Annotated in this window: 21 protein-coding genes; 3 read left to right on the top strand and 18 right to left on the bottom strand. The window is 59.9% G+C overall.

Going from position 1 to position 19,670, the window contains the following annotated elements:
* Positions 1–57: 57 nt before the first annotated feature.
* The 9 genes from LOY36_RS07590 to LOY36_RS07550 all read right to left on the bottom strand — a co-directional run bounded on the left by LOY36_RS07590 (position 58) and on the right by LOY36_RS07550 (position 7,666).
* Positions 58–1,368, bottom strand: a complete 1,311-nt coding sequence (locus tag LOY36_RS07590; RefSeq protein ID WP_258672832.1) for an MFS transporter — start codon at positions 1,366–1,368, stop codon at positions 58–60.
* An 83-nt stretch (positions 1,369–1,451) separates the two neighbouring features.
* Complete coding sequence (gene dgoD / locus LOY36_RS07585; protein WP_018926188.1) at positions 1,452–2,600, bottom strand: galactonate dehydratase; 1,149 nt, start codon at positions 2,598–2,600, stop codon at positions 1,452–1,454.
* Between the two features lie 47 nt (positions 2,601–2,647).
* Positions 2,648–3,268: a 2-dehydro-3-deoxy-6-phosphogalactonate aldolase gene (locus tag LOY36_RS07580; protein WP_018926189.1), complete on the bottom strand. Its 621-nt coding sequence runs from the start codon at positions 3,266–3,268 to the stop codon at positions 2,648–2,650.
* 19 nt (positions 3,269–3,287) lie between these two features.
* The gene (locus tag LOY36_RS07575; protein ID WP_258672831.1) at positions 3,288–4,280 is read right to left on the bottom strand and encodes a 2-dehydro-3-deoxygalactonokinase; all 993 of its coding nucleotides are present in this window, start codon (positions 4,278–4,280) and stop codon (positions 3,288–3,290) included.
* Between the two features lie 350 nt (positions 4,281–4,630).
* On the bottom strand, positions 4,631–5,128 hold the full coding sequence (locus tag LOY36_RS07570; RefSeq protein WP_258672830.1) for a hypothetical protein: 498 nt from the start codon (positions 5,126–5,128) through the stop codon (positions 4,631–4,633).
* A gap of 2 nt (positions 5,129–5,130) precedes the next feature.
* On the bottom strand, positions 5,131–5,868 hold the full coding sequence (locus tag LOY36_RS07565; RefSeq protein ID WP_258672829.1) for an alpha/beta hydrolase: 738 nt from the start codon (positions 5,866–5,868) through the stop codon (positions 5,131–5,133).
* Between the two features lie 6 nt (positions 5,869–5,874).
* Complete coding sequence (locus tag LOY36_RS07560) at positions 5,875–6,369, bottom strand: PAAR domain-containing protein (RefSeq protein ID WP_064616611.1); 495 nt, start codon at positions 6,367–6,369, stop codon at positions 5,875–5,877.
* Positions 6,366–7,028 carry a hypothetical protein gene (locus tag LOY36_RS07555; RefSeq protein WP_258672828.1) on the bottom strand — a complete coding sequence of 221 codons (663 nt, stop codon included), beginning with the start codon at positions 7,026–7,028 and terminating at the stop codon, positions 6,366–6,368. Before LOY36_RS07555 ends, LOY36_RS07560 begins: the two co-directional genes overlap by 4 nt.
* 155 nt (positions 7,029–7,183) lie before the next feature.
* Positions 7,184–7,666 carry a GNAT family N-acetyltransferase gene (locus LOY36_RS07550; protein ID WP_019650456.1) on the bottom strand — a complete coding sequence of 161 codons (483 nt, stop codon included), beginning with the start codon at positions 7,664–7,666 and terminating at the stop codon, positions 7,184–7,186.
* 356 nt (positions 7,667–8,022) lie between these two features.
* Here LOY36_RS07550 and LOY36_RS07545 point away from each other — a divergent pair, with 356 nt between their 5' ends.
* The 3 genes from LOY36_RS07545 (at position 8,023) to LOY36_RS07535 (ending at position 9,492) form a co-directional block, all read left to right on the top strand.
* The gene (locus LOY36_RS07545; RefSeq protein WP_258672827.1) at positions 8,023–8,676 is read left to right on the top strand and encodes an HD domain-containing protein; all 654 of its coding nucleotides are present in this window, start codon (positions 8,023–8,025) and stop codon (positions 8,674–8,676) included.
* 127 nt (positions 8,677–8,803) lie between these two features.
* On the top strand, positions 8,804–9,058 hold the full coding sequence (locus LOY36_RS07540) for a hypothetical protein (RefSeq protein ID WP_018926197.1): 255 nt from the start codon (positions 8,804–8,806) through the stop codon (positions 9,056–9,058).
* Positions 9,059–9,111: 53 nt separating this feature from the next.
* On the top strand, positions 9,112–9,492 hold the full coding sequence (locus LOY36_RS07535) for a Rho termination factor N-terminal domain-containing protein (protein WP_018926198.1): 381 nt from the start codon (positions 9,112–9,114) through the stop codon (positions 9,490–9,492).
* Between the two features lie 42 nt (positions 9,493–9,534).
* Here LOY36_RS07535 and LOY36_RS07530 read toward each other — a convergent pair whose 3' ends face one another.
* From LOY36_RS07530 to LOY36_RS07490, 9 genes are all read right to left on the bottom strand, one after another.
* Positions 9,535–10,464, bottom strand: coding sequence for a PfkB family carbohydrate kinase (locus LOY36_RS07530; RefSeq protein WP_258672826.1), 930 nt, complete (start codon positions 10,462–10,464; stop codon positions 9,535–9,537).
* Positions 10,457–11,923 carry a cytosine permease gene (locus LOY36_RS07525; protein WP_258672825.1) on the bottom strand — a complete coding sequence of 489 codons (1,467 nt, stop codon included), beginning with the start codon at positions 11,921–11,923 and terminating at the stop codon, positions 10,457–10,459. Before LOY36_RS07525 ends, LOY36_RS07530 begins: the two co-directional genes overlap by 8 nt.
* A gap of 156 nt (positions 11,924–12,079) precedes the next feature.
* Positions 12,080–13,072 (bottom strand): ADP-ribosylglycohydrolase family protein, encoded by a 993-nt coding sequence (locus LOY36_RS07520; protein ID WP_258672824.1) that lies wholly within the window; start codon positions 13,070–13,072, stop codon positions 12,080–12,082.
* Positions 13,069–13,782, bottom strand: coding sequence for a GntR family transcriptional regulator (locus LOY36_RS07515; protein WP_026345957.1), 714 nt, complete (start codon positions 13,780–13,782; stop codon positions 13,069–13,071). The genes LOY36_RS07520 and LOY36_RS07515 overlap by 4 nt, the downstream gene beginning before the upstream one ends.
* Before the next feature lie 192 nt (positions 13,783–13,974).
* Positions 13,975–14,943, bottom strand: a complete 969-nt coding sequence (gene araH, locus LOY36_RS07510; RefSeq protein WP_018926203.1) for an L-arabinose ABC transporter permease AraH — start codon at positions 14,941–14,943, stop codon at positions 13,975–13,977.
* A gap of 9 nt (positions 14,944–14,952) precedes the next feature.
* Positions 14,953–16,497: an L-arabinose ABC transporter ATP-binding protein AraG gene (araG, locus tag LOY36_RS07505; RefSeq protein WP_258672823.1), complete on the bottom strand. Its 1,545-nt coding sequence runs from the start codon at positions 16,495–16,497 to the stop codon at positions 14,953–14,955.
* Between the two features lie 65 nt (positions 16,498–16,562).
* Positions 16,563–17,567, bottom strand: a complete 1,005-nt coding sequence (locus LOY36_RS07500; protein ID WP_018926205.1) for a substrate-binding domain-containing protein — start codon at positions 17,565–17,567, stop codon at positions 16,563–16,565.
* A gap of 130 nt (positions 17,568–17,697) precedes the next feature.
* Positions 17,698–18,516 (bottom strand): SDR family oxidoreductase, encoded by an 819-nt coding sequence (locus tag LOY36_RS07495; RefSeq protein ID WP_019650445.1) that lies wholly within the window; start codon positions 18,514–18,516, stop codon positions 17,698–17,700.
* A gap of 273 nt (positions 18,517–18,789) precedes the next feature.
* On the bottom strand, positions 18,790–19,665 hold the full coding sequence (locus LOY36_RS07490) for an SMP-30/gluconolactonase/LRE family protein (protein WP_258672822.1): 876 nt from the start codon (positions 19,663–19,665) through the stop codon (positions 18,790–18,792).
* Between the last annotated feature and the right edge of the window lie 5 nt (positions 19,666–19,670).

Genomic DNA, 19,670 nt, shown 5'->3' with positions numbered 1-19,670 from the left:
CAGCCTTTACCGTTGAGCGAGGGAACGGGCGGCATTATGGTCGCCGGACAGCTGCGACTACAACTTGATACGCTCGACCTTGCCCACCAGCAACACGTAGGACAACGCACCCAGCAACGCCAGAACAGAGATATAGGTGATCGCCGGGGCAAACGAATCACCGGAGGCAAGGAAACCGATGACGATCGGCGTGGTAATCGCCGCCAGGTTGCCGATGAAATTGAACACCCCACCGGTCAGTCCGAGCAAGCGCGCCGGGGCCAGGGTCGACACCAGCGACCAGGTGATCGAGGCCAGACCGTTACCGAAGAAGGCCAGCGCGAGAAAGGCGATCACCAGCGGCGTCGACTCGACGAAGTTGGCGCCGATGATCGAGGTGGAAATCAGCAGTCCGCCAATGATCGGTAACTTGCGAGCAAAGCCTACGGTGTAGCCGCGACGGATCAAAAAGTCCGAGAAGAACCCCGAACACAGCACGCCGACAAACGCTGCGAGAAACGGCAGTGACGCCAGCAAGCCAGACTTGATGAAGTCCATGCCGCGATATTTCACCAGGTAAGTCGGGAACCATGTCAGGAAGAACCATAAAGTCGAATTGAGGCAGAACTGGCCGAGGTAAATGCCCCACAACTTGCGCTTGCTCAGGACAACTCCGAGGTCGATCCAGCTGAATTTCGCCTTGGCCCTGGCGGCTTCGGCCTGAATATCCACCAACCCGCCGCCCTCGCGGATCAGCTCGATTTCCGCGTCATTGGCGCCCTTGAAATCCCGTGGTTCGCGATACACCGCGTACCAGATCACTGCCCAAAGGATGCCCACCACACCGGTGCTGACAAACACCATGTGCCAGCCATATTGGTGTTGCAGCCAGGCAAGCACCGGCGTCAGGAACGCCAGGCCGACGAACTGCCCGGAGGTGTAGAAACCGATGGCCGTGGCGCGTTCGCGCTCGGGGAACCAGGTTGTCACCACGCGGCTGTTGATCGGGTACGCCGGCGCTTCCAGGGCACCGACCGCCATGCGCAAAACGAACAATGCAATGAAACTGGCGGCGAAGCCGAGCATCACCGTGGCCAGCGACCACAGCAGTAATGCGACGCTATAGAGAATGCGCGGCGGCACCCGGTCCACCAGCCAGCCACCTGGGATCTGCATGGCGGCGTAGGTCCAGCCAAACGCGGAAAAAATCAACCCGACGTGGATCGGATCGATGCCTAGGTCGCTGGTCAGCGCCGGGGCGGCAATCGACAGGTTGCTGCGGTCCAGGTAGTTGATCACCACCGTGATGAACAACAGGACCATGATGAAAAAGCGCTTGCGACTGGGCGTCACCAACGACGCCTGCCCGGTGAGGATTTGCGGTTGCATGGGGGTGCCTCTTCTTATGTTTATTGAGGTCATGGTGTTTGATCGCTCCTACGCCCTGCGTGGGAACGATCACCGCGTGAGTATCACCACTCGGCAAAACTGCCATCGGCATGGCGCCAGATCGGATTGCGCCAGCGGTGGCCGACGGCGGCGCGTTCGATCACGTATTCCTCGTTGATCTCGATGCCCAGGCCCGGCCCATTGGGGATCTTCACGAAGCCTTTGTCGTAGTCGAACACCCGCGGGTCTTTCACGTAATCGAGCAGGTCATTGCTCTCGTTGTAATGGATGCCCAGGCTCTGTTCCTGAATGAACGCGTTGTAGCAAACCGCGTCCAGTTGCAGGCACGCCGCCAGGGCAATCGGCCCCAATGGGCAATGCAGCGCCAGCGCCACGTCGTAGGCTTCGGCCATGTTGGCGATCTTGCGGGTTTCGGTGATACCGCCCGCGTGGGACGCATCGGGCTGGATGATGTCGACGTAACCTTCGCTGAGCACACGCTTGAAATCCCAGCGCGAGAACAACCGCTCGCCAAGGGCAATCGGCGTGCTGGTCAGCGGCGCCAGTTCTTTCAGCGCTTCGTAGTTCTCACTGAGCACCGGCTCTTCGATGAACATCAGTTTGTACGGGTCGAGTTCCTTCATCAGCACCTTGGCCATCGGCTTGTGCACCCGACCATGGAAGTCCACACCGATGCCGACATTCGGGCCGACCGCATCGCGCACGGCGGCAACGTTGGCCAGCGCCTGGTCGACTTTCTCGAAGGAATCGAGGAATTGCAGCTCTTCGGTGCCGTTCATTTTCACCGCGGTGAAACCACGGCTGACCGCTTCTTTCGCGGCGCGAGCAGTGTCCGCCGGGCGATCACCACCGATCCACGAATAAACCCGGATCTTGTCCCGCACCTGGCCGCCCAGCAAATCGCTGACCGACACCCCCAGTGCCTTGCCCTTGATGTCCCACAACGCCTGGTCGATACCGGCCAGCGCGCTCATGTGGATCGCCCCGCCCCGGTAGAAGCCGCCACGGTAGAGCACGGTCCAGATGTCTTCGATGTTGCGTGGATCTTTACCGATCAGGTAGTCGGACAACTCCTCGACCGCAGCAGCGACGGTGTGCGCGCGGCCTTCGACCACGGGCTCGCCCCAACCGGTCACGCCCTCGTCGGTCTCGACCTTGAGGAAGCACCAGCGCGGCGGAACGATGAAGGTGGTGAGTTTGGTGATTTTCATCTCTATTGTCTCTCTTGTAGATGCAGCGCTCACAGCGCCAGAAAGTCTTAACGCAGAGCGTTCCATGCAGCGACATATGCCTTGGCGCGCACCGCTACTTCGTCAGCCGTCATGCCCGGTTTGAACAACCCGGAGCCGAGACCGAAACCTTTGACGCCGGCCTCGACAAACACCTGCATGTTGTCTGGCGTAATCCCGCCCACCGGCACCAGCACCGTCCCCGCCGGCAACACCGCCAGCCAGGCTTTCACTACGGCTGGGCCCATCTGCTCGGCCGGGAACATCTTCAGCACATCCGCCCCTTCGGCCAGGGCTGCAAAGGCTTCGGTCGGCGTCGCCACGCCCGGCGACAGGAACAGCCCTGCTGCCTTCGCCGCGCGCAACACCTTGGCATCGCTGTGGGGCATGACGATCACCTGCCCGCCCGCCGCTTTCACTTGCTCGACCTGTTCCGGCGTCAGCACCGTGCCCGCGCCGATCAGGCAATCGGCGGGTAATGTGCTGCGCAGGATGCGGATACTTTCGTACGGCTCGGGGGAATTAAGCGGCACTTCGATGACGCGAAATCCGGCTGAATACAGGACTTCGCCGACCGCTGCCGCCTCTTGCGGACGCAGGCCACGCAAGATCGCGATCAGACCGTTTTGTGCCAATGCTTGCTTGAGCATGTCAGACCTCCAGTCAGGTTTAACGGGATGGGTTTGCAGTGACCAGTCCGGCGGCGACCGCCAACTGCCACAAGCCGCGTTCGGTGGCCTGCTCGGCCAGGGTCACCCGGGCAAAACCGCAGGCGTCGAGCGCCCGGCTGTAGCGAGCACAGAGTTGGGCGTTGCCGATAAGGATGATCGAGGGCAGGTGCACGCTGTTGCGTCGACGCCGCTGAACATTGGCCAGGGCCGACAGTTCATGGCCGATCAGCAGGCCGGACAGATAGTCCGGCTGAGCGCTGGCGCTCAGCTCGCCGGTCAGCCCCAGACTGCGGGCACTGAACAATGTCGACAGCGGCCCGATCTCGCCATCCGCCGACAGCGCCACTTGCACGCCACGGTCAAACGCCTCGCCATCAAAAGACCCGCCGCGCTGCTGAGTGCGCCCCAGAATGCTGTGTTCGCTGAGCACGGCGAAGACTTCGCCGGTCATGAAGGTATCGAAATGCACGATGCAGCCGTCGGCCACTTGCACCCATTTCGAATGACTGCCCGGCAGGCCGATCAACAGATCCCTACCCGCCTCGCCCGGCAGATTCTGCAATACGCCGAGGACCTGGGTTTCCTCGCCACGCATGACGTTGGGCAAGTGCGAACGCTGAATCACACCCGGCACGATGTGCACATCGACACCGCGAAGACTGCGAACGGTTTGTAGGGAAGTTCCGAGATTGGCGACGTTCGCCGGCGTGTCGCAGTAAGCCGCTTCGCACCAGCCCTGAGCACTGCCAACCATGCCACAGGCAATCACCGGCACATCGGGCTGCACGTCGAGCCAGTCACCGCAAGCCTCATCGAAGGCCAGTTCAAAGCCGTCGGCGCATGCCTGACCGGCGATGGTTCGCGGCGTCCTGGGCAGCTGCATGATCCCGGACGACAGCGCACGCTGTTCCAGCACCTGGCCACCGAAGCCGAGTTTGTAAGCACGTAATGAGGTTGTCCCCCAATCGAGCGCGATCAATTGCGCCAGCATCGCTTCACCTGTTTTGTTTTTTGGACAGTGAGTGAACTGGACTATAAACCTGGACGTAGAAAAATCTCAATATATAAATATCAATCCCATATTATGGGATTTACAAATATAACTAGATTTTCTTCGCCAAAGCTCTGCAACGCAGTCTCACCCACCGCGTGGGTGAGACCGCCGAGATTGCGGATTTCAATCAGGGGTATACGTACTGGAAATCGGCCTTCGATGAGGGAAAGGCCGGGGTTTTCAAGATCACCGTGAGGCAGGCACTTGATGGTTTGATGAGCGGTAACTGGGAAGCGAGTGTGCAATAAGGCTGCTTGCTTTCTGACAAGAAGCCTAACCGTTCGCTATTACTCTTTAGCAGCTGCCTTCAACAGATCTGCTGTCGGCACGCGCATAACATTTGAGAAGTATGTTTTGTAACGAGTGGTATGAACTCTGAACGTGCACAACATGAACTCACGCTTATCGAGAATCTCACGCAGTGCTTGACCGGTGAGAATAGTCTCTTTCCCTTGCAGTTCCTCAGCCTCGCGGAAGAGGATCATTGAAATATAATGCTCACCTGAAGAGTCTTTCACAAATTCGACAGTCCCTCTTCCAGAGCGTTTTATGTAATGCCCGACGGAAAAGTCAAGATCATCTTCCAGCGCACATACCAATCCCTCACCGATCTTGGACTTGAACAAACCCAAAAGCTCTGTATCACTGGTAAACCTTATCTGATAGGAATTACCACTCGGTGAAGTTTCCACCTTCTCGTAATGAAGCGTCGCGATGGGTCTTCCGTGATTTGAAGAGCACGAAGCACACAACGCCATAAAAAGACAAAAAACAAAATTGCGCATAGTTATTTCTCTTTAAAGTAGCTGAGTATGGACTCCGCCAACAACTGGCGAGCAGACTTTCCACCGTCTAACGGCTTCGCGAACATAATGTTCGCATCTGCATGATTGACATCCACCCTGCCACTTACATTCGGACCCGACGTAATCTCCCATTGCTCACCGAAGTCCGCAACAAAGTCAGACACGTTCCGGTCTTTTACTTTTGCAGCTCGGACATTGATCCAGAATTCTGCTTTGGGTTTAGGAGTCAACCTGTAAATATTGGAAATGCCGTAGACAATTTTCCCTTCGCCCACCGGGTCCAGAGTAATCAACATCCTTATTTTGTACCCCTTATCCGTCAACACACTGGAGAGGTGTGCACCGTTCCAGCCACCCAGACTGTGTCCAACAATATAAACCGCTGTGGAGGTGTCAGGAATTTCACTCAGAACATTTTTTGCCAAATCTTCATCAGTTATAAATTTATTGTAGGCCATTGCCCGTACAGGGCACCGACAGAGATAGTTCAGAGCATCAGCATCCGCCAACACGTCGTCACGAACATAACTGACGTTCCAGTTAGGACCACTCAAGTAGTAACTTTCCTGATCCCCAGCCCCACCGATAAAAAAGATAAATATTTTCTTTACCGTAATGGCAACCTGCTTCACCGAAGTGTCTTTTGGGTCTGTCAGTGGATGATCGCAAACCTGTCTTTTCGGCAACGCTTCCTTCACTGCCGCGTTTTCACCTGGCATCCCCAATTACTCCACAAACAATTTAATGGTTTCAGCCAAATGCGAACTGACAGTATGGGTAAACCCGGACGCATCCGTGATGCCATGCTCTTCGCTGCCGTCCCCACGCTGAATGGTGTAGGGGTGATAGGGAACCGGCTCTCCAGTTGCCTCATTGACCACTTGCAACCTGTCCGTGAAATGCACCGGCATCGGCAACAACCCACTGAACGTGGCGCCTCCCCCGCTTTGCCCAATAATGACGGTGCCGGAGCCGCCAACCACCACGTTGCCATGCCCGCCCGTACTATCGAGCGTTGCAGCGTTGAGGCCATTGATAAATACCGTGCTGGAGACCGCGCCGGTGATCGGGCTGCCGCAGGCGGATTTATCGGTCATTCGGGCAGCGCCGAGGCCGTCGAAGAACACGTCCGGGGAGCCGGACACGATCGGGTTGGTGCCATGGCCCGGCAACGGGCACGCGGTCGGGTCGGTGACGCGCGCAGCGGGTTTTCCACTCAAGTCAAAGCTCCTTGCTTCTGAGGTTCAGGGTGAGGCTGATAGACATCAATGTCGGCCGCGGCGAAGCGCCAGCGGTTATCGACCGGGTCGAATAGCGCGTGACAATCGTCATGGCTGTCGGGAGATGAAACGTTGTGAAGGGTTTGCCAGGCCTCGGCGACTTGCCATTCCATATCCGCATCCGAGACGCTGTCGAAGTCATTGAGCCAAGCGTTGTAGTCGCGCAAGCCGATCCGGTTATAGGACGTTTGCAGCAGGCTGGTCATCTGCGGGCCGAAGTCGATGTAATGCTCTGCGGTCCATTGACCGACGTCGGAATAGACATACCAGCCCATGGGCAACAATGTGCCATCGTTCAATAACGATTGATCCGCCAGGACAACGAAGCCACAGCAGACGTGCAGCGTCAGCCAGCCCTGATGATCCTGGATCAACTGATTTGGATCGAATGTGCGAAGCGGGACAACGCGGTACTCCTCAAGACCGCGACTGCGCGCCATCAACTCGGCATCCAGACGCGAGACGAACGCCCGGATCGCCTTACCGCCCGTGCGATTGAGGGTGCAAAGGATGTCCACCGGCTGGCGATGGCGGTCGTCCGTGGAGCCGAGTTTTTTCACCAGGCCATACAAACGCATCGTCGCCCGAAGTCCGCTCATCGCCAGTCACTCATTGACGCGGCGAAGGCTCCACGGGCGTGGAGAAAGGGTGCCAAAGGCATTGCAAGTGTCGTCCGTGAGCGCGCAAAAGGCGCACAGAATGCCGGACTAGGGCGGTGCGGACAACCGATCCGTGTCAGATTGCCATCAATCGATCAGCCGCCCTCGGCAAACTCGCGTAACACCGACCCATCCATCCGGTAGCGCACCCACTCTTCCTGCGGTTGTGCGCCGAGGGATTTGTAGAATTCAATCGCCGGTTTATTCCAGTCCAGCACGCTCCATTCGAAACGGCCGCAGTCGTTGGCACAGGCGATTTTTGCCAGGTGGCGCAGCAAGGTTTTACCGGCGCCGCCGCCCCGTTGTTCAGGGGTGATGTAGAGGTCTTCGAGGTACAGGCAATTACTGCCCAGCCAGGTGGAATAGCTGAAGAAGAACACCGCGAAGCCGATCGGCAGGCCATCGCGCAGGCAGATCAGGCCATGGGCGGTGGCGCCTTCGCTGAACAGGCTGCGCTCGATGTCGGCGACGCTGGCGATGACTTCGTGGCGGGCACGTTCGAAGTCGGCCAGTTCAGTGATGAACGCGAGGATTTGCGGAGCATCGCTGGGGGTTGCCGGGCGGATTTCGATCGTCATGGACGTGCCTTGTCAAAAGTTGAAAACGCCATACTAAGTCCGCGCGCGGCGCTCGTCACATTTGAAATGATGGAGGGGGCCTTTGTGGCTAATGTCGATTCGCTAAGTAATCTCAGCCGTAACACACTCTCCGTAGCAGCTGCCGAGCCTGCGAGGCTGCGTTCGGCTGCAAAGCAGTCGTCAAACCAGAACTTGCGGTGCGTCAGGCAGACCGCGTCAGCCGGATTCACGACTGCTGCGCAGCCGAACGCAGCCTCGCAGGCTCGGCAGCTGCTACGGATTGCATTTACGGTTTAACTTACTGGCATTGGAGCAAGCTCCCTCGCCACAAAAGCGTTTTCATACTTAGGACATTTATGAGCACCGCTGCTTTCGCACCTCTGCAGAGTCTGGCTTCTGAACTGCTGCCCCATGCGCTGGAACCTGGCGAGGATGGCGCCCACGATTTGTCGCACTTGCAACGGGTATGGCACAACGTGCGCACGCTTCATGCTGAAGAAAGCGGTGATCTTGAAGTGCTGCTGGCCGCCGTGCTGTTGCACGATTGCGTGGCGGTGGAGAAGAACTCGCCGCTGCGTTCCCAGGCGTCACGGCTGGCGGCGCAGAAAGCGTCGACAGTGCTGACAGCCATGGATTGGCCTGACGCAAAAATCACCGCGGTCGTCCATGCCATTGAGGCCCATAGCTTCAGCGCCAACATCACACCCACGACCCTCGAAGCCCGAATCATCCAGGACGCCGACCGCCTCGACTCCCTTGGCATGCTCGGCGTGGCGCGTACTTTCTACATTGCCGGGAGCATGGGCAGCGCGCTGTACGACCCTGTGGACCCGGAGGCAAACGAGCGGGACTACGATGACAAACGCTTTTGCCTCGATCATTTCCAGACCAAATTGCTGCACCTGGCGGACGGCTTCCAAACGACCACCGGCCAGCGTCTGGCACAGGTTCGCCATCAACGCTTGAAGGGATTCATGGAGCTGTTCAAGGAAGAAATCGGCGTCGGCTGAGGAGCCAGAGCCACACCGCTCGTCGTTCATCAGGCACCAATCCCGGTCGGGGACGGACCAATATCGAGTAAGGGCTCGCCAATGCGAGCGAGGAGCAACACTCGTCCATCCCAACCAAGAGGTCACCATGAACGTCGATAAAAACCTGGAAAAAGAAGTCCTGACCCGCCTGCTGCATGCCCATCCAAGTGGCTTGGGCAAGGAGGTTCTGGACAATTACCGGGGGGAGAAAGTCGTGGCCAGCACCCTTGCGACGCTGCAGGAGCGTGGGCTGATCCAGCACGGTCATGTGATCTGCAACGAAGCCGGCGAGCACTCGCTGAACCTGCCGATCAAACTCAGCGCCGCTGGGGTTGAGGCGGCGCGCAAACTGGATAACTAACCGAGCAGGAGCTGGCGAAGCCTGCGCCAGCTCCTATCGCCAGGAGAAATCCCATGCCTCGTGGAAGCAAAGACAAATACACCGCCGAGCAGAAACGCAAGGCCGAACACATCGAAGAAAGCTACGAACGCAAAGGCGTGTCGAAAGATGAAGCCGAGGCCCGCGCCTGGGCGACGGTAAACAAGCAGTCGGGTGGCGGTGAGCGCGCCGGCGGCTCGGGACGCAAGAAACCGGCCGCTGCCAAGTCTGCCGATCGCAAGGAATCAGCCCGCCGTGCAGTCGCCACCCGTGAGGGCAAACCGCGCAACAGCAAGGCGTCACGCGATACCCAGACGGTGGACAGCCTGATGAGGGAAGCCCGGGCGAAGAAGATTCCGGGGCGCTCGAGCATGCGCAAGCAAGAGTTGATCGAGGCGTTGCGCAAGGCGGGTTGAAAGTCAGGATTAAGGGTGAATTTGAGGGCCGATGGCGGCTGATCAGGCGCTGAAAGTTTCGCGGATCAACGCGTCCACCTCCACCGCCCCCGGCGAAGTCGCCGGCCCCCAACGAGTGACCGCCAACGCCGCTGCCGCGTTCGCCCGCCGTGCCGCTTCAGCCGCCGACAAGCCCTGCGCCAACCCGGCCACAAACACCCCGGCATGGGCATCCCCCGCACCGTTGCTGTCGACGGCCGAGACCTTGAATCCCGGCACCTGCTGACGGTCGCCATGCTGGCTGATCCAGCAACCCTGCGGCCCATCGCGAACCACCATCAGGGCGTCCGTCGGCAACTGATCCGCCAAAATATTCAACGCCTCGGCAGTGTCCGACGCCCCGGTAAACCGAAGCGCCTCGACACGGTTGCTGGTCCACAGATCGATGCGCGGCAGCAAGGCCTTCATCAGCGGTGCGTCCGGCGAATCCACCAACGGTCCCGGATCGAATACCACTTTGATCCCGTCCGGCAACTCCAGCACCCAATCCACCAGCACCTGAGCCTTGCCGGCATGCAGCAGGCTGTAGCCGCTGACATAGACAAAGTCGCCCGCCTCGGCCGGCACACTCGCCAGGTCTTCGGCGGTCAATTCGCCTTCGGCACCGATGTAGGAAATGAACGTGCGTTCGGCCGAGGCTTCAGTCAGTGCGACACACAACCCGGTGTCGCGCTCAGCACGGTGAGCGATGCCGATCCGAATGCCTTCTGCCGTCATCGCCTCCCGGGCCAGATCACCAAAACGGCCATTGCCATGGCGCCCGAGGTAGACCACCGACAAGCCGTTCCGTCGGGCCGCGGCCATCACATTGAAACCGCCGCCAGCCTCGAAACGGGCGGATTGCGCCAGCGCGTCACCGCCCGAATGAGGCAATTTGTCCACGGCCATGACCAGGTCGATGATGACCTGGCCGGTGTGCAGCAGCCTAGACATGCGCAGGCTCGAGCAACGCGGTACGACGGTCCTTGGCGCCGCCGAGCACCCAGTAAATCCCGCCAGCCACCACGAACGTCACGATCCAGCCCAAGCCGTTGTGGCCCAGCCATGAGTCGGACAGGAAGCCCCGGAACCAGACATCTTGTTCAGTGGTGCCAATGGTGGTGAAGCTGAAACCCAACACAATCGCCACCGCCCACGCACCGAATGCACGCCACTCGACGCCGCCGCGATACCAGTAGGCGCTGCTCGGGCTGACGTCCAGCAGGTCCTTGGGGCTGTAGTAATGACGATGGATCAGGTCGACCACGAAGATCCCGACCCACGCCGTGATGGGCACCGCCAGCAAGGAAATGAAGGTAATGAACGGACCGTAGAAGCTCTCGGCGATCAGCATGAAATAGATCGAGCCGGCGAAGATCGCCACGATATCGACCACCACCGCGTACACGCGCTTGACCTTCAGGCCGAGGGTCAAGGTGGTCAGCCCGGCGGAGTACACCGACAGGTTGTTCGACAGCAGTAGCCCGCCGAACGCGGTGATCAGGTACGGCACCGCCATCCAGCTCGGCAGCATGTCGCGGATCGCGACAATCGGGTCAGTGGCCGAGGCCAGATCGTTGTTACCCACCGACAGCAGACCGCCAAGGGTGATCAGCAGCACCAGCGGAATCCCCGCACCGAACGCCGCCGACGCCACCAGGCGCACCGCTTTGACGCTGCGGTGCTGGTAGCGCGACATGTCTGCGCCGGCGTTGGCCCAGCCGATCCCGGTGCCGGCGGCCATGGTGCCGATGCCGATGATCATCGCGCTCAGCGGTGCTGGCGTGGCATTGAATACGGCGCTCCAATCGATGGTCGCGCAGAGGAAACCGCCGACCAGGATGTTCAGCGCACCGAACACATAGGTTGCCCATTTCTGGATCACCAGCAATGTGGCGTGGCCGAGGCCGGACACCGACAACGTCAGCAGCACGAAAATCGCGATGAACACCAGGGTCAGCAGCGGCGCGCTTTTGGCTTCCACCGGCGAGCCGAACAGTATCGAGCACAGCGACAGCAAGACGAACGCGGCGGTGGTGGTGTTGACGGTTTCCCAGCCCAGACGCGACATCAGCGAGACCAGCGTCGGGCCGATATTGCCGCGTACGCCGAAGATCGCTCGCGACAGCGTCAGGCTCGGTGCGCGACCACGACGACCGGCAATGGAGATGATCCCGACCACCGCGAAAGAGCCGGCGGCACCAAGGATCGCGACGATGATCGCTTGCCAGATCGCCAGGCCGCGAAAGGCCACCAGCGTGGCACCCAACGGCAAGCCGAGAATGGAAATGTTGGCCGCAAACCAGACCCAGAACAGTTGCAGCGGATGACCGTTGCACTCCCCCTCCGGCACCGGTTCGATGCCACGGGTTTCCAGTTGTCCGGCACTTTGCCCGGCGCTCGATGAACTCATGAAAAATGCTCCTTGCAATTATTTTGGTTGCGGGCGACTACCTTGTAGGAGCTGCCGAAGGCTGCGATCTTTTGATCTTCAGCGGTCATCAAGTCGCCGCAGATCAAGATCAAAAGATCGCAGCCTTCGGCAGCTCCTACGGGGGTTGTGCGTTCCTCAGCGTAGCGTGAGGAGTCCTTGCACCAACGGTTCCAACTCCAACGAGTTAACCGCTTTAACCTGCTCGATCATCGCCACCGGCCAACTCTCAAGCCCCAGACAGGCCCCGAGCATCGCGCCGAGCATGGCCGCGATAGTGTCGGTGTCACCGCCCAGGCTCGCGGCCATGCACAGCGCTTCGAAGGCCGTCATCTCGCCGATTGCCACTTGCTGGGCCAGCGCAAAAGACACCACCACCGATTCCTGTGAGGCCACCGAAGTGCCGATCACGTCGTACAGCAAATCCGCCAGCAACGCCTTGTCGCTGTCGATGCTCCGCGCCCAACTGATGCGCGAGGCAATCCGCCCGCCGGCGACCCAGTGGCCGTGACTTTCTGCCTGCTGCGCGAACTGCTGGCCAAGGTTCAACGCCTCGCCCAGGTCCATGCCGTTGATCCCGGCGGAAACTACTGCCGCCACCGCCGCCGCACTGGCAATCCCCAGCGTGGTGTTGTGGGTCACCTGACAGGCCTGCACCACGGCACGGATGAAACGCTCGGGATCGGCGACATCGGCCGCAATCCCCACCGGGGTGATGCGCATCGCCGCGCCATTGGTGGTGCCGTAGCGCCCGGCCTCTTCCAGCGAGTGGCCGGCGAGGATCATTTCGATCGCGCGTTTGGTCGAAGGGCCAAGCAAGTCTTGCGAGCCCTTGGCCTGCATCCCGGCTTCCCATTCGATCAATCGTTGGGCCAGTACCGCCGGTTCGATCCGGCCCTCGCTCTCGATCAACAACCGAGCGACCAGAATCGCCTGCTCGGTATCGTCGGTGATCGAACCTTTGGGCAAGTTCGCGGCAATCGGTTGATCGGGGCCGGCGTCTTGCAGATCGGTGATTTCAACGAAACGCGCCTTGATTTCGGCGCGGCTCAGGGATTGGGTCGGCATGCCCAGCGCATCGCCCAGGGCCAGTCCATAGAACGCGCCGAGGGCACGGTTGAGCGCGGTCATTTTGGAGTTCCAAACTGCAAATGCAGACGAAAGTGCACCGGATCGAGCAGGCTTTCGACCTGCTCCATAAAACGGTTCTGACGGTCGTAGGTGGTGCGCAGGGCCTTGAGAAATACCGTGCCGACCGGGCGCCCGAGCAGTTCGGCGTCTTCGGCGTTCAAGGGTTCAGCACCGATCCACTGATCGCCGTGCTCGCCGACATAGCCGTAGGCAGCCAACGTGATGGTCAGGGAGTTATCGATCAGCCCCACTCGCGGCAGGCCTTCCAGGCCTCCGGTCGCGGGCATCAACGCGCGTTCCAGAGACACCAGCGTGCCGTCGGTGGCGCGCCGGCGGCGGTCGAGGGTAACAAATTGATCGGTGCCGAAACGCGACAGCAGGTCAGGCCGAGTCACCGCCTCCAGCCGCAGCACTTCGGTATTGATCAACGCCCCGCTGTCCGCCAGCGCCTGGGCCCAGCCGCTGCTCTGATCGAGCACTACGCCGTCGTAAGTAACGATGGAACCGACTCCGCTTTGCGTGGCGATGTAGTGACGCCGTTTCAGTTCGGCCAGGGCTTCACGCAGCGTGCCGCGGCTGACCTTGAATTCTTGAGCCAACTGATGTTCACCCGGCAATAGCAAGCCGTCCTCCATGAGGCCGCTTTCGATGCGCCGGACAAGCTCATCGACTATCTGTTGTTTCTTGTCAAATCGTACCGGTCTAATCATGTACACCTCGGGTGTACTGTCATAGCTGAAACGGGTTAAGACGAGCAAGGAATTTTTTGTGGGGCGCGAAGATCGTTCCCATGCTCCGCGTGGGAATGCCTCATTGGACGCTCTGCGTCCGCTTCTGGGACGCTGAGCGTCCCGGGCTGCGTTCCCACGCAGAGCGTAGGAACGATCGGTGAAGGGAGGGCGTCAGCGTTGTTTCAGTCGGTCGATCACAACCGCCAGCAACAGGATCGAACCGCGAATCACGTACTGGTAAAACGTATCGATGTTCTTCAGGTTCATCGCATTCTCGATGATCGCCAGAATCAGCACCCCGGCAATCACATGCCGAATCATCCCGATCCCGCCGCTCAGCGACACCCCGCCCAACACGCAGGCCGAGATCACTGTCAGCTCGAAACCCTGGCCAATCATCGGCTGACCCGAGGTCATGCGCGACGCCAGAATCACCCCGGCCAATGCACCAATCACCCCGTGCACGGCGAAGATAATGATCTTGGTCCGGTCAACGTTGACCCCGGCCAGCAACGCCGCTTCCTGATTGCCGCCGATGGCCATGGTGTTGCGCCCGTAGGTGGTGTAATTCAACAACCAGCCGAAAAACAGGAAGCAAACGATGGTGATCAGAATCGGCACCGGCACACCGAACAACTGGCCATTACCGAAGACGAAAAACGACTCCTGGGACACGCCCACCGCTTTGCCGTTGGCAAAAATGTAAGCCAGACCACGAACGATCTGCATGGTCGCCAGCGTGGTAATCAACGCATTGACCCGCAGCTTGGCGATCACGATCCCGTTGATCAGCCCGACAATCAGCCCCATCACCAGCGCCGCACTGACGCCGAGGAACACGCTGTTGGTGTCGCGCATCACCACCGCCGCGACCACGCCGGCGCAGGCAATCACCGAGCCCACCGACAAGTCGAAGTGCCCCGACGCCAGGCAATACAACATGGTGCAGGCGGCAATTCCGGTGGTGGAAATCGCCAGGCCCAGACCGCGCATGTTCAGCGGCGACAGGAAGTTGTCGATCAGCAAGGTGCAGAGCACGAAGATCCCGACGGCCGCCAGCAGCATTACCCAGTCATCGAGAAAGCGTCGCAGGTCCAGCGGTTTACGCGGGGTTGGCAGAGCATTGTTTTGGATGGTCATAGTCACCTCTCAGTTCGCCACGTCGGCAGCGCGTTGGCGTGGCAAAGCCAGTTGCAGCAGGTTGGATTCATTGGCTTGTTCGCGGGCCAGTTCGCCGCGCATCGTGCCTTCGCAGAGCACCAGGATGCGGTCGGAAATGCCCATGACTTCCATCAGGTCGCTGGACACCACTATCACCGCGATGCCGCTGGCGGCCAGGTTATGAATGATCTGGTAAATCTCGGCTTTGGCGCCGATGTCGATGCCGCGTGTAGGCTCATCGAGCAGCAGGATTTTCATCGGCATCGACAGCCAGCGACCGAGAATCGCCTTCTGCTGATTGCCGCCGGACAGGTACATGATTTTCTGCGCCGCGTTGGGCGTCTTCACCTTCAGCGCCTTGATCTGCTTGTCGGCGTTGCCCTTTTCCCACAGCCCGCGCAACAGGCAACCGAAGGTGGAATGAGCGCCGCGGGCGCTGATGTTGATGTTCTCGGCGACGCTTGCGAGCGGCAGGATGCCCTCCTTCTTGCGGTCCTCGGGGCACAGCAGAATCCCCGCCGCAATGGCATCGCGCGGTGAACGCAGTTTCAGTTCATGTCCACGCAACTCCAGGCGTCCGGCCGTGTTGCGGGTAAGTCCGCTGAGCATGCGAAACAGCTCGGTGCGGCCCGCGCCAACCAAGCCGAACAGACCCAGAATCTCGCCCTTGTGCACCTCGAAACTCACCGGTTCACGCAAACCCGGCCCCAGTAAACCGTCAACCTTGAGCGCCACCGCACCACGCGGGCGGCTGCGGTAATCGTAGATATCCTGAATGTCGCGACCGACCATGCACGTCACCAACTGGTCATGGGTCAGCGCGCTCATGTCCTCGAAGGTGCGCACGAAGCGACCGTCCTTGAACACCGTTACCGCGTTGCAGATGCGGAAGACCTCTTCCATTCGATGGGAGACGTAGAGCACCACTTTGCCTTCGTCGCGCAGACGACCGATGATCGCCATCAAGCGATCGATCTCCCGCGCCGACAGGCTGCTGGTGGGTTCGTCGAACGCAATCACATGCGCGCCACGGGACAACGCCTTGGCGATTTCCACCAATTGCCGCTGGCCGAGGGACAAGCGCCCGACTTTCTCTTGCGGATCGATTTCATCGGCCAGGCCTTTGAGGCAGGCCAGTGCCCGTTGCCGCAAAACGCCGCGATTGATCAGGCCGAAACTTGCCGGCAGATGCCCGAGAAACAGGTTCTCGGCCACGGTCATTTCCGGCACCAGGTGCAGCTCCTGATGGATCACCGCAACCCCGCTGCCAATGCTGTCGGCAGTGGACTTGAAGACCCTCGTCTGTTCGCCGATCCGCAGGTCGCCGCTGCTCGGCGTGTAAGCACCGCCGAGGATCTTCAGCAGCGTGGATTTACCGGCGCCGTTCTCGCCCATCAAGGCGTGAACCTGCCCCGGATGCGCGACGAAGCTGATGCCGTCCAGCGCCTTCACCCCGGGAAAGGTTTTGCCGATCCCGTTGAAGCGCAGGCTGCCGCCAATGCGCTGTTCATCTGTTTGTACGTGTGCGTGCATAACCCACCTCATCACACCGATCAGGCGGCCCCGTCGCCGGGGCCGCCAATGAAATCAACCGACCCTCAATTCCACAGGCCGATCTTTTCCAGTTCCTGCTTGAAGTTGTCGCGCGTGATCAGCGTCACGTCGTCCATGGCGGTGTATTTCGGCGGTTCTTTGCCGGTGGTGACCCACTCGTGCATCATGCTGGCGGTGTTGTAGCCCTCGATGTGCGGGCTCGGCAGCATCGAGCCGAAGAAGCCGCTGTTGGCTTTCTTCAATTCGCCGATGGCATCGGTGCCGTTGATGCCGATACCGATTACGTTGGCGGCGGCAAAACCGGCGCTTTCGGTGGCGCGCACGCCGCCCAGCACGGTGTTGTCGTTCATCCCGCCGATGATCAGGTTTTTCGCCCCGCTCGGGAGCTTCACCAACGCCGAGTTGGTGGCGTCCATGCTGCCAGGTACGTCGAGGGTTTTCAGGGCCGAGAACAGAATGTGGTCTTTCGGCATCCCGGCGTCTTCCAGGGCTTTAACCGAACCGTCGGTGCGTTTCTTGCCGGTGTCGAGTTCGTTGAAGGTGTTGATCACCGCATAGGTCTGTTTCCAGTCCCAGCCGCGCTTCTTCGCTTCGGCAGCCATCGCGGCGCCTTGCTTCTGGCCGACTTCGAAGGCCGCCATGCCGAGGTACGGCACGTCTTCCATGAACTTGCCACCGGCATCGACGAAACGGTCATCGACAGCGATCACTTTCAAACCGTTGAGCTTGGCCTTGGCCATGATCGCAGGGCCGAGGGAGACGTCCGGCGGGCAGATCACGAAGCCCTTGGCGCCGTTCGCCGCCAGGCTGTCGATGGCCGAAAGGGTTTTCTCGCCATCAGGCACAGCGATCTTGATGACGGTGAAGCCCTTGTCCTTGGCGGCCTTTTCAGCGAAGGCCCACTCGGTCTGGAACCAGGGCTCTTCGGCCTGCTTGACCAGAAAACCGATCTTCACTTCCTCAGCCGCCAGCAATGTACTGCTCAGGCTGACCGCGGTGACCGCCAAAGCGGCACAGCACAGGGAACGGATCCCACGACGACGTTTCATAAGCTGACTCCTTGTTATTTTTTTTGAGTGTTAGTTGAAAGCCAATACAGCAGTCGAAGCACGCAGCAAATAGTCATATCGTATGATGATTGGATTTCAGACGTAGTTTCGCGTCTGAAATCCGCATTACTCAGTCGTGGTACATGACCGAACGACCACCATCGATAGTGATGCACGAAGCGTTGATGAATGGCGCCTCATCACTGGCCAGGAACACGGCGGTCATCGCCACTTCAATCGGCTGACCGATGCGTCGCGGTGGATGCAGATCGAAGGCGCGCTGACGTTCGGCCTGGGGGTCGGCAAAACCGTTCCAGTAATCGACGTTCAGTTGGGTTTCGATGTAGCCCGGCGCGATAGCGTTGACCCGAATGCCCTTGGGGGCGTATTCGATGCCCAAGGCGCGGGTCAGCCCGAGCAAGCCATGCTTGGCCACCGGGTACGGGAAGCAGCCGGGAATGATGTGAGAGGAATGGGTCGAGGCGATGTTGATGATGCTGCCGATGCCCTGCTCGATCATCTGCGGCAATACGGCTTTGCAGCCATACCAGGCGCCGTCCAGGTCGATGGCAAAGCAACGATGCCAGTCGTCCTCGGTCATTTGCAGCGGATCGCGGAACACGTTGACCCCGGCGCAGTTGACCAGCACGTCGATGCGGCCGTGAAGCTCAATGGCCAACTTGGCCATGGCGTGCAGGTCTTGCTGGCGCGATACGTCGGCCTTGATCGCCACGACATCCGCGCCTTGTTCACGCCAGTGCGCCGCGACCTTTTCGACTTTCTCGGCCTGGATATCGCTGATGACCAGCTTGGCTTGCTGGGACGCAAAGGTCGCGACAATCGCTTCGCCGATCCCCTGAGCGGCGCCGGTCAACAGCACGACCTTGTTTTTCAGGCGCTCACCCTTGGGCGGTTCGGGCACCGGTGGCAAGGAAAGGGGCTCAGCCATGGATCAACACTCCTGTTTTAAAACACGACGAAAACCAGACATCTGTCGATGTCCGGTCAAAAGGCTTTTGGGAATAGGCAGGCAGGCGCGACAACGCCCGGGCGCCGGGGCGGCCTGAAGCACTGTCGCCCCAAGGGAGGACGGTGGAATATCGCTGCATCACTTCACCTGTTTTGTTTTTTTAAGTGTGAGTGCGTGTAACTGATGGGGCCGACTATAAACCTGGCCACCAACAAATCTCAATATATAATTTTACATCCCATATTTTGGGATTTAGCCCGCAAACCTCTGACAAGACTTTCCGGGCACATCAACTCGAACCGATAGCAACGCGCCGTCCAACGGGTGGTTGAGCGGACTCGCCGCACTGGTGATGTACAGGGTTTTGAAGTCTTCGCCACCAAACACGCAACTGGTGGGGCGACTGACAGGCAGTTCGATCACCCGATCGACATGACCGTCCGGGGTCAGCCTGAGCAGGCAACTGCCGTCCCAGCGGGCGTTCCAGATATAGCCCTCGGCATCCATCGCCGAGCCGTCGGGGCCACCCCGTTCGTGGGGGCCAAACCAGACGCAGGCGGTGTCGAGGTTGCCGTCGGTATGGATGAAATGTTGGTACAACGTGCCGTCGAGGCTGTCGGCGAAATACAGGGTCGTGCCGTCGTCGCTCCATAGCAATGTGTTGGGGATGCCGAGCCCTCGAAGCAGCGGCGTGACCCGAGCATCGCGGTCGATGCGAAACAGGCCACCGGAGCGGCGCACGATGGGCAAGTCTTCGCCCTGCTCGCCAATGTTGTTCTGCATGGTGCCCAGCCAGAGCCGGCCCAAGGCATCGCAGCGGGCTTCGTTGGCGCGATTACCGGGTTGCGGATCGGCCACACAGAGCAAGGTCAGCCGAGGTTCCAGGCCGGGAGAGTTCAAGTCCAGCCGATAAACCCCACTGCTCAATGTCACCAGGGCATCGCCGCTTTCGCAGGGGATGAACGCAGACACGTGTTCCGGCATCTGCCAGATTTCCACATTGGCGCCGATCAATCGCAGCGCCTGCTGGCCGGCGATATCGACCCAGTACAGCGCCTGGGTCGGTGCGTCCCAGAACGGACCTTCACCGAGTCGCGCCCGGTGCTCCGTAACCGCAGTCCACGTCATGAAAC

It is taken from the genome of Pseudomonas sp. B21-019 (genome assembly GCF_024749225.1).
Classification (GTDB): domain Bacteria; phylum Pseudomonadota; class Gammaproteobacteria; order Pseudomonadales; family Pseudomonadaceae; genus Aquipseudomonas.
Note: the sequence above shows the minus strand (reverse complement) of the source record. Positions and strands in the feature narration are given on the sequence as shown.